The organism is Fictibacillus sp. KU28468 (genome assembly GCF_026153615.1).
Lineage (GTDB): Bacteria > Bacillota > Bacilli > Bacillales > Fictibacillaceae > Fictibacillus_C > Fictibacillus_C marinisediminis.
This window is the reverse complement of the sequence record NZ_CP110666.1, coordinates 2,612,676-2,626,757: the sequence shown is the minus strand read 5'-3', so window position 1 is coordinate 2,626,757 and position 14,082 is coordinate 2,612,676. Positions and strand designations below refer to the sequence as shown.

Genomic DNA, 14,082 nt, shown 5'->3' with positions numbered 1-14,082 from the left:
GATTGAGGAAGATGAACGGTGAAGAATTCGATGAATTGGTCTCTTTTTTCGATAGCATGGCACGAACCACCTGGCTCGGCGGAATCCATGATACATTAAAGGAGAAAACAGGATCGTGGAGAGATAAAAAGGTTCTTGATGTCGGATGTGGAACAGGAAGACTGCTGCTTCGCGGCGCAGATGAAGCCGACAAGCTTACAGGTATTGATCTGTCATCGGAAATGATAAAAGCCAGCACGCAAAATTTCTTCTTTCATAACCGCAGCAAGAAGGGGGAGTTTTTGATCGGCGATGCATGTGATCTGCCGTTTGGTGATGAATCATTTGACGTGGCTTTATCAACGTGTGTCCTGTTTCTCCTTCCTGAACCGGAAGTGGGCATCAAGGAGATGATCCGAGTCCTGAAACCAGGCGGAACGCTGGCTATGCTGAATCCATCAGAAAAAATGAATCAGATGGAAGCTTTTCAGTATTGCAAGCAGCATAACATTTCAGGGTTTGAACAAACGGCCATGCTGAAGTGGGCGAATGTTTCAACGAGGAGACATCGATACATATCAGATAGCCTGACTTCTCTTCTTATAACAAACGGCCTTGAAGAGGTCACACATCATGAAGTGCTTGATGGATTGGCCATCATCACCATTGCAAAAAAAATAACCAGGTAGCTCCTGGTTATTTTTTTAATTTTAGCAGTTGATCTTCATCTGGAGTGACATAAAGGGTTTGCTGCTGGTCGTAGATCACAAATCCCGGCTTGGCCCCTGATGGCTTTTTAACGTGCCGGATCAGTGTATAATCCACCGGAACGGAGCCTGAATGCCTGGCTTTGCTAAAATAGGCGGCAAGTCCTGCGGCTTCAATGAGCGCTGTTTCGCTAACTTCCTCGCTCTTTATGACGACGTGAGAACCTGGAATGTCTTTCGTATGAAGCCACGTTTCATTTTGGCGTGAGGCTTTAAACGTCAAATAGTCATTCTGTTTATTATTTTTACCGACAAGGATGGTAATGCCATCTGTTGATTGATAGGTTTCTAGAACAGGCTTTTCATTCTTTTTGGCCTTTTGCTGTTTTCGTCTTCTGACATAACCTTGCTCTTCTAATTCTTCCCGGATGCCTGCCACATCTCTCACAGATGCGGACTCCATCTGCTGGATGAGACTCTCGAAGTAAAGAAGATCTTCTTTCGCTTTTTCCAGCTGCTCTTCAATATAAGCGACCGAGTTTTTAAGTTTAGTGTACTTTTTGAAATAAGCTTGAGCGTTTTCAGAAGGACCTTTCAGGGGATCAAGCGGAATTTCCAGCTTCGGCTGATCCTCTTCGTAGAAATTCGTCACTTCAATTTTCTTTTGGCCTTTTTTCACCAAATAAAGGTGGGATGTCAAAAGTTCACCGAGGACTTTAAATCTATCTGCTTTCTCTGTATCTGAAAGAGATGCATTCAGTTTCTTGATTTTTTTGGCAATTTTATCATGCTCGTTATGCAGCATTTTTTCCAAATCTGCAGCTTGCTGCTTTACTCTGTCCCGTTCGGATTTGCCGTAATAGAAGCGGTCCAGAAGCTCTCCAGCCGTATCGAAATCCTTCCTTTCTCCCTTTAAATGGGAGAGAGCTGTAACCGAAAAGTATTCCTTTCCATCTGAGACAGACATCTGTGGTGCATATCGGTTGTTCCTGAATTCCTCCATCATGGCGGTGAACGCTTCAGAAAGAGTCTCTTTCGTTGCCAGTCCGGCACGGAACGTTATCTCCCTGGCAATCTGTGGTGAGATTCCGCTGTAAAGCTGCACGATTTGACGGTCGATCTTACCTTCGTTCCATCTGATTTTTTGTATAAAACCTTCTGCACTTTCTGTAAGCGGAGAATGTTTTTCCTGAGGCGGAGGAGATAAGTATTTCTGTCCGGGAAGCAAAGTTCTGTATCGGTTCAGTGACGGGGGAATATGCTTGATGCAGTCTATGATCGTGCCGTTCTTATCCTCTACAAGAATAATATTGCTGTGCCTTCCCATAATTTCTATGATCAGCGTCTTATAGGCGATATCACCGATCTCATCTCTGTTTTTTACTTTAATATGAATGATTCTTTCCAGATCAATCTGTTCGATCGATTCGATGACTGCACCTTCCATATGCTTTCTTAGCAGCATGCAGAACATGGGTGGGACTGCAGGGTTATCATACGATTTTGCGGTCAGCTGAACTCTGCTGAATGAAGGATTGGCGGATAACAATAGTTTTTGGTTTTTTCCTCCAGATCTTATCGTAAACAGCAAGTCTGTTTTATCAGGCTGATAGATTTTTGTAATCTTTCCGGATTGCAATGTCTTTTTTATCTCTGAAGCTGTTGCTCTTGTAACAATTCCATCAAAACTCATAGTTTCACCTCTGTTTCTCTCTTCATCAGTATAGCATTATTGAGGACATGCCTGCATATAAATGGCTATATACGTTATGAGGCAGAGGTGGAGAAATGAATTGGTATCAGCTATCAAAGGAAGATGTTGAACGCCTGACCAACAGTAACCTGCAGACTGGCCTGAGTGATAAGGAAAGCCAGAAAAAGCTGAAAACAACAGGATATAACCAGCTGCAGGAAGCAAAGAAACCGTCGTCGATTCTCGTTTTTTTCGCACAATTCAAGGATTTCATGGTGCTCGTCCTTCTAGCCGCCACGTTATTGTCAGGCTTGCTAGGAGAGTATCTTGATGCCATTGCGATTATTCTGATCGTGATCATGAACGGAATATTAGGATTTATTCAGGAACGAAAAGCGGAAAAGTCACTGACTGCACTGCGTGAGCTGTCTGCTCCAACTGCGATCGTTATGAGAAACAGCAGCTGGACGGCGATCTCTGCTAAAGAACTCGTTCCCGGTGATATCGTAAAGCTTTCAGCTGGAGACCGGGTCGGTGCTGACATCCGCATGGTATCTGCTAGAGGCCTTTATATTGAGGAATCAGCACTGACAGGAGAATCCATTCCTGTTCAAAAACGGGGAGAGGCACTCCAGGGAAGCGGATTGCCGCTTGGTGACCAGGCCAACATGGCTTTTATGGGAACGATGGTGACCAGGGGCAGCGGAACAGGAGTTGTTATTGCGACGGGAATGACGACGGAGATGGGAAAAATCGCCCATCTGATCCAGAATGCTGATACGCTTGCAACTCCTCTGCAGCTTAAGCTTGAGCAGCTTGGCAAGATTTTAATAGGCATCGCTTTGCTTTTGACTGTCCTTGTTGTTGTTACAGGCGTGTACAGGGGACATGACTTATACAGCATGGTGCTGGCGGGTGTGTCACTTGCAGTGGCTGCCATACCTGAAGGACTGCCAGCTATTGTAACGATCGCCCTGGCGCTTGGGGTTCAGAAGATGATTAAGCGCAGAGCCATCGTAAGAAAGCTTCCTTCGGTCGAGACTCTGGGCTGTGCCACTGTCATCTGTTCCGATAAAACGGGAACGTTGACTCAGAACAAAATGACGGTCACTCATTTGTGGAGTGAAGGAACGACATGGAATGTAACAGGAAGCGGTTATGATACTGCAGGAGAATTTATAAGAAACGGGCAAAAGACGAGAATCGATCAGCATGAGGGGCTGCTTCAGCTTCTTTCATACGGCGCGATCTGCAACAATGCTGAACTTACGGATTCTGGCAGCATCATGGGTGATCCTACAGAAACCGCATTGCTGATCAGCGCAGCAAAAGCAGGGCTGATGAAAGATAATATTCTCCGTTCGGTTGAAATTTTGGACGAGGTTCCGTTTGACTCGGCAAGAAAAATGATGAGTGTAATCGTCCGCAACCAAAACAACGAGATTTTTTTAATCACTAAAGGAGCACCAGATGTCCTACTGGAAAAAAGTGATTATGTATTATGGGATGGAAAGCGGCAGCTGTTAAAACAGCAGCATACCGAACAGATTAAAGAGGCGATCCTGGGTCTCGGAAGCCAGGCACTGAGAACCATAGCCGTTGCCTACAAGCCACTGCATACAAAAGACAGAGCTGCCGCAGGACCGTCGGCAGAAAACCATCTGACGTTCATCGGTCTTCAAGGAATGATAGATCCCCCAAGAGAAGAAGTGAAAGAGAGTATCAACCGATGCCATGAAGCAGGGATTAAAACCGTTATGATTACCGGTGACCATGTCGTTACCGCAAGTGCCATCGCCAGACAGTTGAACATCCTGCCACAGGGAGGGAAAGTTATTGATGGTGCGGCTTTATCGGTCATGTCAGATGATGACCTGGTAAGGGAAGCAGAAAACATCTTTGTTTATGCCAGGGTCTCACCTGAACATAAGCTTAAGATTGTCAAAGCTCTCCAAAAAAGAGGGCATATCGTCGCGATGACAGGGGACGGGGTTAACGATGCACCGGCAATAAAATCTGCCAACATTGGAATCGCGATGGGTATAACGGGAACAGACGTGGCCAAGGAGGCATCCTCACTCGTTTTAAGTGATGACAATTTTTCAACCATTCGTGCAGCGATCGAGGAAGGAAGAAATATTTACGAAAACATCAGGAAGTTTATCCGATACTTGCTGGCTTCAAATGTAGGTGAGATCCTCGTCATGCTGTTCGCCATGATCTTGTCGATGCCGATGCCGCTTGTGCCCATCCAGATCTTGTGGGTAAACCTCGTAACAGACGGTCTGCCGGCAATGGCCCTTGGTATCGATCCTGCGGAAGATAATGTAATGAAACGCTCTCCGAGGAAGCCCAATGAAGGGGTATTCTCAAGAGGGCTTGGATGGAAGATCGTTTCCAGGGGTTTCATGATTGGAATCGTAACGATTCTTGCTTTCTGGACCGCTCTGCACGAGCACCCGGATCAGCTGATGAAAGCACAGACTGTCGCTTTTTCAACCCTGGTAATGGCCCAGCTGATCCATGTCTTTGACTGCAGAAGCGAAAGGTCAGTTCTGCACCGGAACCCGTTTGGTAACATGGCGTTAGTCTTGGCTGTTTTGTCTTCTGTTCTGCTTACGCTCGTGGTCATGTACATTACTCCGCTGCAAGCAATTTTCCATACGGTTCCCTTGTCTGGCCGGGATTGGCTGCTGGTCCTCGGAATGGCTGCAATTCCTACATTTGCCCTTACAGGGTTTCAAGCATTTAAAAAATTATAAATAGGGGGGATAGAAACAAATCTTCATAGGTTTCTATCCTTTTTATTGTTCTGGGTTGTACATACTGTTAAAATTGTTTAGAATAACGGAGGAATATGTTAAAATGATATAAATGTGCTGGGTACGGATATATCCATACATCGAATTAATTTCTACATAATGATTATGATCTTGCTCGTTCTGGCTAGAATAGAACTACCAACGTTAGGAGCGGTTATATACATGAAGCTAATCAATATTGGTTATGGAAACATTGTAGCAGCACACCGGATCATTTCCGTCGTAAGTCCGGAATCAGCGCCGATCAAACGCTTAATAACTATGGCAAGAGACGGAAATATGCTTATTGATGCCACATACGGCAGACGGACGAGGGCGGTCATCATTACGGACAGTGATCACGTTGTACTCTCTGCTGTTCAGCCTGAAACCGTGGCACAGCGGCTTCTCTCAATTGAAGAGGGAGCGGAAGAAAGTTAAGTGGAGGTAAGTATGGATAGAGAACGGGGCATTTTATTTGTGCTCTCCGGCCCATCCGGTGTCGGAAAAGGTACGGTATGCAAAGCGCTGAGAGCACAAAAGCTGGACATTCAATATTCAGTTTCAGCGACCACCCGAAATCCTCGGGTTGGAGAGGTTCATGGGGTAGATTATTTTTTCAAGTCTAAAGAAGAATTTCAAAACATGATTGAAAATAACGAACTGCTCGAATGGGCAGAATACGTTGGCAACTTCTATGGCACACCGATTGAGTATGTCAATCAGACACTGGATGAAGGCCGCGACGTTATTTTAGAAATTGAGGTTCAGGGAGCGCTTCAGGTACGAAAGACCTTTCCAGAAGGCGTTTTTATTTTTCTGACCCCGCCTAGTCTTGAAGAACTGCGAAGCCGCATTATCGGCAGAGGAACTGAAACGGAAGACTTGATCAATAACCGCATGACAGTAGCCAGGGAAGAAATAGAAATGATGCAGCACTATGATTATTCCGTCGTAAATGATGAGATAAGCCATGCCTGCAGCAGGATCCAGTCTATTATCACCTCTGAACACTGCAAAGTGGACCGTGTAACCAATCGTTATAAAAAATTACTGGGAGATGAATAAGCATGCTGTATCCTTCAATTGATGCCCTTATGGACAAAATAGATTCAAAATATTCACTGGTGACCCTCTCTTCAAAAAGAGCAAGAGAGATTCAGAGAAGCAATAACGGAATCGTTGAAAACCCGGTTTCCCACAAATTTGTCGGAAAAGCTTTGGAAGAGATTTATGCGGGATATTTAACGCCAAAAAAGTCTGACACTGAATGATGATCAATAACAACCTATGATTATAGGTTGTTATTTTTTTCAATTTTTTCGGAATATTACATCTGTTAATCATAATTATATTATGTAAACAGATAGGCGGGGGGAGATTTCATTGAATCATTCAATGAAAAAGATTTTGCTTTGTGTAACTGGAGGGATTGCGGCATATAAGGCAGCAACGATCGCAAGCCAGCTGTATCAGCTGGGGTTTGAGGTAAAGGTAATGATGTCAGAGTCATCACAGAAGTTTATTACTCCGTTGACACTGCAAACCTTATCCCGGAACGAAGTCTACACCGATACATTCGAAGAACGGAATCCAAAAGTTGTTGCCCATATTGACCTTGCGGATTGGGCAGACCTTGCTGTCGTGGCACCGGCTACCGCTAACTGCATTGGCAAACTGGCAAACGGGATAGCTGATGACATGATTACAACAACTTTGCTGGCCACTACGGCACCGATAATGATTGCGCCTGCAATGAATGTCAACATGTATCAGCATCCTGCTGTTCAGGCAAACATGCAAAAGCTGGCAGACTACGGATACCGGTTCGTGGAACCAGGGGAAGGGCTGCTCGCATGCGGCTATATCGGAAAAGGGAGACTTGCTGAGCCAGAAGAAATTATTGCCTGTATTAAGGATTTCTCTGCCGGGCAGATGGATTTGCCTCTTGAAGGGAAAAAGGTCTTGATTACAGCGGGACCAACGAGAGAACAGGTGGACCCTGTCCGTTACTTCACGAATTATTCATCCGGGAAGATGGGTTATGCCATTGCAAGGACGGCAGCAGAAATGGGAGCTTCAGTCACCTTGGTCAGCGGACCAACAGCGCTTGAAAAACCTGCAGGCGTCAAGTTCATATCGGTAGAATCTACCGATGAAATGTTTCATGCGGTTATGAAAGAGTACCCTGAAATGGATCTCGTTATTAAGTCGGCGGCTGTTGCAGATTATACTCCCCGGATTAAATATGGTGAAAAAGTTAAGAAAAAGAATGAGAACTGGTCGGTGGAAATGGAGAAAACGACCGATATTCTGTCAGTACTCGGAGAGAAAAAAGAGAGACAAGTCCTCGTGGGATTTGCCGCAGAAACCGGTAACCTTGAGGGTTATGCGCTCGACAAACTGAAACGCAAAAACCTGGATATGATCGTTGCCAATAACGTCGCTCAAGAAGGGGCCGGCTTCAGTGTTGATACAAACCGTGTGGTCATTTATAAAAAGGACGGTTCTGCAAAGGAATATCCGCTGCTGTCAAAAGATAAAGTGGCTCAGGAAGTTTTGGCGCAGGCTATGGAACTGATGCCTCTATGATCGCAAAAGTTGTCGTGGATGTGCCGGCCAGCAATGTAAACCGCACCTTCGATTACCTTGTGCCTGAAGAACTGAAAGATACAGTTAAACCCGGTATGAGGGTAGCCGTGCCTTTTGGACCAAGAAAACTGCAAGGCTTTGTCATCGAGCTTTGCGAGGAAACTTCTGTTCAAAAATTAAAGAAGATCATTGAACTTCTGGATCCGGTCCCAGTATTGACTGAAGAACTCCTGAAACTCGGCAAGTGGGTATCAGATCAGACACTCTGTTTCTTAATCACAGCTTATCAGGCTATGATTCCAGCTGCTTTAAAAGCTACCTACCACAAGGAATTCAGGCTGGTTGACGGAGTCGGCCTCGCTGACTTGCCGGACGAAGCTAGAGAGTGGTTTAAACACCGGGAATACATCCCGATGGAAGATCTGCTGAAAATTTCACCGACACCGCTTGCCCTCTTCCAAAAACTTGTTCAAAAGAATTCCCTGGAAGTGATCTACAGGATGTCAGACAAAATAACGAAGAAAAAAATAAAGATCGTGCAGAGACGGGGAACAGAAGAGGAGAGACTGCAGCATATCGAATCACTTTCCAAACAGGCGGTTAAGCAAAAAGAGGTTCTATCATTTCTTCATGAGTCTGAAAGCCCTGTAGTATTAAAAGATCTTCTAGAGATGTTCGACACGACAAGGTCCACAGTCCAGGCCTTGGAGAGCAAAGGTTTTATAGAGATAGCGGAGAAGGAGATCTACCGTGATCCGTATGGTGGCCGTGAATTTAAAAGAACGCAGCCCCTGCTCTTAACATCTCAGCAGGAACAAAGCATTCAGCCTGTTTTGGCTGCTCTCGAGGAGAAGAGGCATGAAACTATTCTGCTTCATGGCGTTACAGGAAGCGGTAAAACAGAAATCTATCTGCAGAGTATTGACAGGGCAATTCAAATGGGGCAGGAAGCCATTGTATTAGTGCCTGAGATCTCTCTGACACCGCAGATGGTAAACCGTTTTAAAGGGCGGTTCGGTTCAAGGGTTGCTGTTTTGCATAGTGCTCTGTCCGCCGGAGAAAAATATGATGAGTGGCGAAAAATTCAGCGTAAAGAGGTATCTGTTGTGGTAGGTGCCCGGTCGGCAGTTTTCGCTCCGTTTGAAAATCTGGGCCTGATCATCATCGATGAAGAGCATGAATCAAGCTATAAACAAGAGGAAAATCCCCGTTATCATGCGCGGGATGTTGCTGTCCAGCGGGGAGAGCATCATCAGTGTCCGGTAATTCTAGGAAGCGCAACACCGTCACTTGAATCTTATGCCAGAGCTCAAAAAGGGGTCTACACGCTCTGTGAGTTAAGCGACAGAGTGAACAAGCGGGAGCTTCCCTCTGTTTCGGTAGTGGATATGAGGGAAGAGCTCAGGGCAGGAAACCGCTCGATGTTTTCCCGCGAGTTATTTGATAAAATCAATGACCGACTAAAACGCGGAGAACAATCTGTATTGTTTCTCAACCGCAGAGGCTACTCATCGTTTATTCTTTGCAGAGACTGCGGATATGTCGGAGAATGCCCGCATTGTGATATTTCTCTTACGTACCATAAAAAACAGCATCTGCTTAAATGCCATTATTGCGGCCATCAGGAACCGATGCCTTCCCAATGTCCCATGTGTGAAAGCCAGTATATCCGTTTTTTTGGCACAGGGACACAAAAGGTGGAGGAGGAGCTCGCCAAGCTGCTGCCTCACGCAAGAGTGATCAGGATGGATGTGGATACCACCGGGCGAAAAGGGAGCCATGAAAAGCTCCTAAATCAGTTTGGTGAAGGAAAAGCAGACATATTGCTCGGCACGCAGATGATCGCTAAGGGGCTTGATTTTCCAAAAGTGACACTGGTGGGGGTGCTCGCTGCGGACACGATGCTGCACCTTCCCGATTTCAGGGCCTCTGAAAAAACCTTTCAGCTCCTCACTCAGGTCAGCGGAAGAGCAGGGCGGCACGAGCTTTCGGGAGAAGTGGTTGTACAGACCTACACCGTCGGCCATTACAGCATCGATCTGGCATCAGGACATGATTATCATTCGTTCTATGAAACGGAAATGCAGATCAGACGGGAGCATAAATATCCTCCGTATTACTATTTGACGCTCATTTCGTTTTCGCACACTGAGCTATTGAAGGCTGTAGATGCCAGTGAAAAATCGGCATCCTATCTTCAGCAGAAAGTGTCTCCGGGAACAATCATCCTGGGTCCGGTCGTATCGCCGATCGCCCGTATTAAAGATAGATATCGTTATCAGGTAATGATAAAATACAAAAATGAACCTCGGCTGAGTGACTTGATCTCAGAGCTATTGCAGCATTTTCAGCATGAAATGGATGGGAACGGCCTGCAGATTTCAGTCGATATGAATGCGCAAAATATGATGTAAGCCTATAGATGGGAGAGAATGAGGATGGGAGTTAGGGAGATTGTATGTTATCCTGATGAAATTTTAGAAAAGAAATGTGAAAAAGTGACAGAATTCAACCAGAAGCTGAGCCAGCTGATCGATGATATGTTTGAAACGATGTATGAAGCGGAAGGAGTAGGGCTCGCCGCTCCTCAGATTGGAATCGGCAAACAGATTGCTGTAGTTGATGTCGGAGATGAAACAGGTAAAATTGAACTGGTCAACCCGGTCATTGAAAAAATGGAAGGCGAACAGGACGGTCCGGAAGGGTGCCTTAGCTTCCCAGGTATATTTGGAGATGTTAAACGCGCTCAAAAAATCAGTGTGACTGCGCAGGACAGACATGGAAGAATGTTCACGATTACTGCAGAAGACTTTCTTGCCCGCGCCCTTCAGCATGAGATCGACCATCTGAACGGAATTCTATTTACCTCTAAGGTCAGTTCGTATTATGAAACGGGAGAGTTTGAAAGGTAGGAGTTACAAATGAAAATAGTATTTATGGGAACGCCTGATTTTTCTGTGCCAGTACTGCGCAGACTCGTTAACGACGGCTATGAAGTCGCAGCCGTCGTCACGCAGCCGGACAAGCCGCAAGGGAGGAAAAAGGAAATTAAGCCAACGCCGGTGAAAGCAGAAGCCGAATTGCACGGCATTCCTGTCTTGCAGCCTGTAAAACTAAAGAATGAGTTTCAGGAAATTTTAGATCTACAGCCAGATCTGATCGTAACTGCGGCATACGGACAAATCTTGCCTTCAGAAATATTAGAAGCACCGGAATATGGCTGTATTAATGTTCATGCTTCACTACTGCCGGAATACCGAGGCGGAGCGCCGATCCATCAGAGTATCATTGACGGGAAGAAAGAAACGGGCGTAACGATCATGTACATGGTAGACAAGCTCGATGCCGGCGACATTCTGACACAGGTAGTGGTCCCAATAGGTGAAGAAGACCATGTCGACAGCATGTTCATTAAACTCAGCGTTGCAGGAGCAGAACTCTTATCCAAGACAATACCTGACCTGATCGAGGGAAAATTGACCCCGATAAAGCAAGATGATGATAAAGTTACCTATGCCTATAATATCTCTAGGGAAAAAGAGAAGATCGACTGGACAATGAGCGGTGAAGCCATCTATAACCAGATAAGAGGACTTCATCCTTGGCCGGTTGCATTTTCCACACTGAATGGCCAGACGTTAAAAATATGGTGGGGGAAAAAGGTGCCTGTTCCATCGGATGCAGTGCCTGGGACTGTTCTTGAAACAAACAAAGAGGGATTGACGGTGAAGACCGGAGATTCTACAGGAATATTAATCACCGATCTGCAGCCGGCCGGAAAAAAACGCATGGCAGCTTCACAATTTTTGCAAGGAGCCAAACTGGAACGGGGTACAAAGCTGGGTGAAGAACTGTGAAACAAAACGTGAGAAATACTGCAGTTGAAGTTTTATTGAAAATTGAACAAAATCAGGCCTATAGCAATCTTTTGCTGAATCAGTCCATACAGAAGGCCAATCTTAGCCAAAAGGATGTCGGATTGCTGACAGAGCTTGTATACGGGACAGTCCAGCGGAAAAACACTCTTGATTATCTGCTGGAGCCTTTTGTCGCAAAAGGGTTGAAAAAGCTTGAAAAATGGGTGCTTGTCCTGCTGAGGATGTCGCTCTACCAAATGGTCTATCTCGATAAGATTCCGGATCATGCCATCATTAATGAAGCGGTGGAAATTGCTAAGAAACGAGGGCATAAAGGGATCTCCGGCATGGTAAACGGCGTGCTGAGAAGAATTCAGAGGGAAGGAACGGCTGATCTTTCCGAATTGACCCATGATGAGGAAAGGCTCGCTCTTCAATACAGCATGCCAGAGTGGCTGGTCCAGCGATGGATCACTCAGTATGGCTTGGATAATGCTGAAAAGATGTGCGCGGCCAACATGGAGCCTGCCCCGGTTACGGGCCGTGTCAACAGCATGAGATCCAGCAGGGAGAAAGTGCTGCAATCGCTGCATGATGAAGGCATAGAGGGGAGCAACGGCGGCCTTTCGCCCGATGCGATTAAATTAAAAAAAGGGACCCTTTCACATTCTTCTGCATTTAAGGAAGGATATGTTACAATACAAGACGAAAGCTCCATGCTCGTTGCAAGGGCGCTTAATCCATCATCAAACGAAAAAATCCTGGATGCCTGTGCAGCTCCTGGAGGAAAAACGACCCATATTGCCGAACTGTTAAATAATACGGGAGAGGTAACGGCCCTGGATCTTCACCCTCATAAGGTGAAATTGATACAGGAGCAGGCGGAGCGCCTCGGCCTTACCAATATCAAAACGGAAGCTCTTGACAGCCGTAAGGCCTGCGAAAAGTTTTCTGTGTCATCGTTTGACAGGATTCTGGTAGATGCACCGTGCAGCGGTTTCGGAGTGATACGAAAAAAGCCCGACATCAAATGGTCGAAAAAAGAAGAGGATATCCATCGCATAGCCGAGATTCAGATGCAGATCCTCGATAAAGTGGCCGAACTGTTAAAACCCGGCGGTACTTTGCTTTACAGTACATGTACCGTCGATAAAGAGGAAAATGATGAAATTGCAGATGCTTTCTTAAAGCATCATCCTGATTTTGAATGGGACAAGTCTTTTAACGAACGGCTTCCTGAAACATTACAGCCGTACCTTAAACCTGCTGAAGCACAGGTACAGATTCTTCCTCATTATTTTAACAGTGATGGTTTTTACCTTGCATGCTTTAAGAAAAAGACTACAACTGGTGGTGAAACCCGATGTTAAAACCGTTAAGTGAAAAACAGCAGAACCCGGCAATTATGCCTTCTATTTTTTCGCTTGAGCTGACAGATCTGGAAAATTGGCTTTCTGATATAAAAGAACCTAAATTCCGTGCTTCCCAGGTTTATGATTGGCTTTACGAAAAAAGAATTACGAGTTATGAAGAAATGTCGAACCTTCCTAAAGGGCTTCGCGATAAGATGCAAGAAACCTTTCATATTCAGCCGATGAAAGAATTAGCCCGTCAGGAATCTTCTGATGGTACGATAAAATTTTTGTTTGAACTCCAGGACGGTTATTCTATCGAAACAGTCCTGATGCGCCATGAATATGGAAACAGCGTATGTGTGACAACACAGGTAGGCTGCCGTCTCGGCTGTACATTCTGTGCGTCAACGCTCGGCGGGTTAAAGAGAAATCTGCATGCGGGCGAGATTGTAGCTCAAGTGCTTCAAGTGCAGCGTGCGCTCGATGCCACTGAAGAAAGAGTAAGCTCAATTGTCATCATGGGGATTGGTGAACCTTTCGATAACTACGAAGGACTGATCAAGTTCCTAAAAGTAGTAAACCACGACAAAGGGCTGAATATCGGTGCAAGGCATATTACGGTTTCCACAAGCGGAATCGTGCCTTACATCTACAAATTTGCTGATGAAGGAATGCAGATCAACTTTGCGGTATCCCTTCATGCTCCGAATACTGAAATCAGAAGCAGGCTAATGCCGGTCAACCGCATGTATCCAATGGAAGAACTGATGGAATCAATTCGTTATTACATCAAGAAGACCGGGCGCCGGATTTCTTTCGAATATGGTCTTTTCGGCGGTGTGAATGATCAGGTTGAACATGCTGAAGAACTGGCAGATCTGATTAAAAACGTAAAATGCCATGTAAACCTGATTCCTGTCAACTATGTACCGGAACGTGATTATGTCCGGACACCTAAGAAGCAGATCTTCAAATTTTTAGATACGCTAAAAAAACGGGGTGTCAATGCTACCTTACGAAGGGAGCAGGGACATGATATTGACGCAGCCTGCGGGCAGTTAAGAGCGAAGGAGCGTCAGGAAGAGACGAGGTGACGTA

At 45.6% G+C, this 14,082-nt stretch carries 12 protein-coding genes; 11 read left to right on the top strand and 1 reads right to left on the bottom strand.

All coding sequences use genetic code 11. The annotated features are described in order from the left end of the window. The first annotated feature begins 11 nt into the window (after positions 1 to 11). Positions 12 to 668 carry a class I SAM-dependent methyltransferase gene (locus OKX00_RS13590; RefSeq protein WP_231689254.1) on the top strand — a complete coding sequence of 219 codons (657 nt, stop codon included), beginning with the start codon at positions 12 to 14 and terminating at the stop codon, positions 666 to 668. A gap of 7 nt (positions 669 to 675) precedes the next feature. On the opposite strand, the gene OKX00_RS13585 is transcribed toward OKX00_RS13590, so the two are convergent. Then, positions 676 to 2,379 carry an Rqc2 family fibronectin-binding protein gene (locus OKX00_RS13585; protein ID WP_265407700.1) on the bottom strand — a complete coding sequence of 568 codons (1,704 nt, stop codon included), beginning with the start codon at positions 2,377 to 2,379 and terminating at the stop codon, positions 676 to 678. Between the two features lie 95 nt (positions 2,380 to 2,474). On the opposite strand from OKX00_RS13585, the gene OKX00_RS13580 reads away from it, so the two are divergent. From OKX00_RS13580 to rlmN, 10 genes are all read left to right on the top strand, one after another. After that, positions 2,475 to 5,141 carry a calcium-translocating P-type ATPase, SERCA-type gene (locus OKX00_RS13580; RefSeq protein ID WP_265407699.1) on the top strand — a complete coding sequence of 889 codons (2,667 nt, stop codon included), beginning with the start codon at positions 2,475 to 2,477 and terminating at the stop codon, positions 5,139 to 5,141. A 216-nt stretch (positions 5,142 to 5,357) separates the two neighbouring features. Further along, a complete protein-coding gene (gene remA / locus OKX00_RS13575; RefSeq protein WP_053358281.1) occupies positions 5,358 to 5,621 on the top strand; it encodes an extracellular matrix/biofilm regulator RemA in 264 nt (87 codons plus the stop codon). A 12-nt stretch (positions 5,622 to 5,633) separates the two neighbouring features. Beyond that, complete coding sequence (gene gmk, locus OKX00_RS13570) at positions 5,634 to 6,248, top strand: guanylate kinase (RefSeq protein WP_265407698.1); 615 nt, start codon at positions 5,634 to 5,636, stop codon at positions 6,246 to 6,248. A gap of 2 nt (positions 6,249 to 6,250) precedes the next feature. Beyond that, on the top strand, positions 6,251 to 6,454 hold the full coding sequence (gene rpoZ / locus OKX00_RS13565) for a DNA-directed RNA polymerase subunit omega (RefSeq protein ID WP_053354544.1): 204 nt from the start codon (positions 6,251 to 6,253) through the stop codon (positions 6,452 to 6,454). 124 nt (positions 6,455 to 6,578) lie between these two features. Then, positions 6,579 to 7,772, top strand: coding sequence for a bifunctional phosphopantothenoylcysteine decarboxylase/phosphopantothenate--cysteine ligase CoaBC (gene coaBC, locus OKX00_RS13560; RefSeq protein ID WP_265410543.1), 1,194 nt, complete (start codon positions 6,579 to 6,581; stop codon positions 7,770 to 7,772). Then, positions 7,769 to 10,186: a primosomal protein N' gene (gene priA / locus OKX00_RS13555; protein ID WP_265407697.1), complete on the top strand. Its 2,418-nt coding sequence runs from the start codon at positions 7,769 to 7,771 to the stop codon at positions 10,184 to 10,186. Before coaBC ends, priA begins: the two co-directional genes overlap by 4 nt. A gap of 24 nt (positions 10,187 to 10,210) precedes the next feature. Continuing rightward, positions 10,211 to 10,684, top strand: coding sequence for a peptide deformylase (gene def / locus OKX00_RS13550; protein WP_265407696.1), 474 nt, complete (start codon positions 10,211 to 10,213; stop codon positions 10,682 to 10,684). A gap of 9 nt (positions 10,685 to 10,693) precedes the next feature. Then, on the top strand, positions 10,694 to 11,629 hold the full coding sequence (gene fmt / locus OKX00_RS13545; RefSeq protein ID WP_265407695.1) for a methionyl-tRNA formyltransferase: 936 nt from the start codon (positions 10,694 to 10,696) through the stop codon (positions 11,627 to 11,629). Beyond that, the gene (gene rsmB / locus OKX00_RS13540; RefSeq protein ID WP_265407694.1) at positions 11,626 to 12,999 is read left to right on the top strand and encodes a 16S rRNA (cytosine(967)-C(5))-methyltransferase RsmB; all 1,374 of its coding nucleotides are present in this window, start codon (positions 11,626 to 11,628) and stop codon (positions 12,997 to 12,999) included. The genes fmt and rsmB overlap by 4 nt, the downstream gene beginning before the upstream one ends. Next, complete coding sequence (gene rlmN / locus OKX00_RS13535) at positions 12,993 to 14,078, top strand: dual-specificity RNA methyltransferase RlmN (protein WP_053354539.1); 1,086 nt, start codon at positions 12,993 to 12,995, stop codon at positions 14,076 to 14,078. Before rsmB ends, rlmN begins: the two co-directional genes overlap by 7 nt. Positions 14,079 to 14,082: the final 4 nt, after the last annotated feature.

Coding starts and splice junctions, on each gene's coding strand:
- OKX00_RS13590 (WP_231689254.1), top strand. CDS start 12: ATGAACGGTGAAGAATTCGATGAATTGGTCTCTTTTTTCGATAGCATG.
- coaBC (WP_265410543.1), top strand. CDS start 6,579: ATGAAAAAGATTTTGCTTTGTGTAACTGGAGGGATTGCGGCATATAAG.
- def (WP_265407696.1), top strand. CDS start 10,211: ATGGGAGTTAGGGAGATTGTATGTTATCCTGATGAAATTTTAGAAAAG.
- priA (WP_265407697.1), top strand. CDS start 7,769: ATGATCGCAAAAGTTGTCGTGGATGTGCCGGCCAGCAATGTAAACCGC.
- fmt (WP_265407695.1), top strand. CDS start 10,694: ATGAAAATAGTATTTATGGGAACGCCTGATTTTTCTGTGCCAGTACTG.
- OKX00_RS13585 (WP_265407700.1), bottom strand. CDS start 2,379: ATGAGTTTTGATGGAATTGTTACAAGAGCAACAGCTTCAGAGATAAAA.
- OKX00_RS13580 (WP_265407699.1), top strand. CDS start 2,475: ATGAATTGGTATCAGCTATCAAAGGAAGATGTTGAACGCCTGACCAAC.
- gmk (WP_265407698.1), top strand. CDS start 5,634: ATGGATAGAGAACGGGGCATTTTATTTGTGCTCTCCGGCCCATCCGGT.
- rlmN (WP_053354539.1), top strand. CDS start 12,993: ATGTTAAAACCGTTAAGTGAAAAACAGCAGAACCCGGCAATTATGCCT.
- rpoZ (WP_053354544.1), top strand. CDS start 6,251: ATGCTGTATCCTTCAATTGATGCCCTTATGGACAAAATAGATTCAAAA.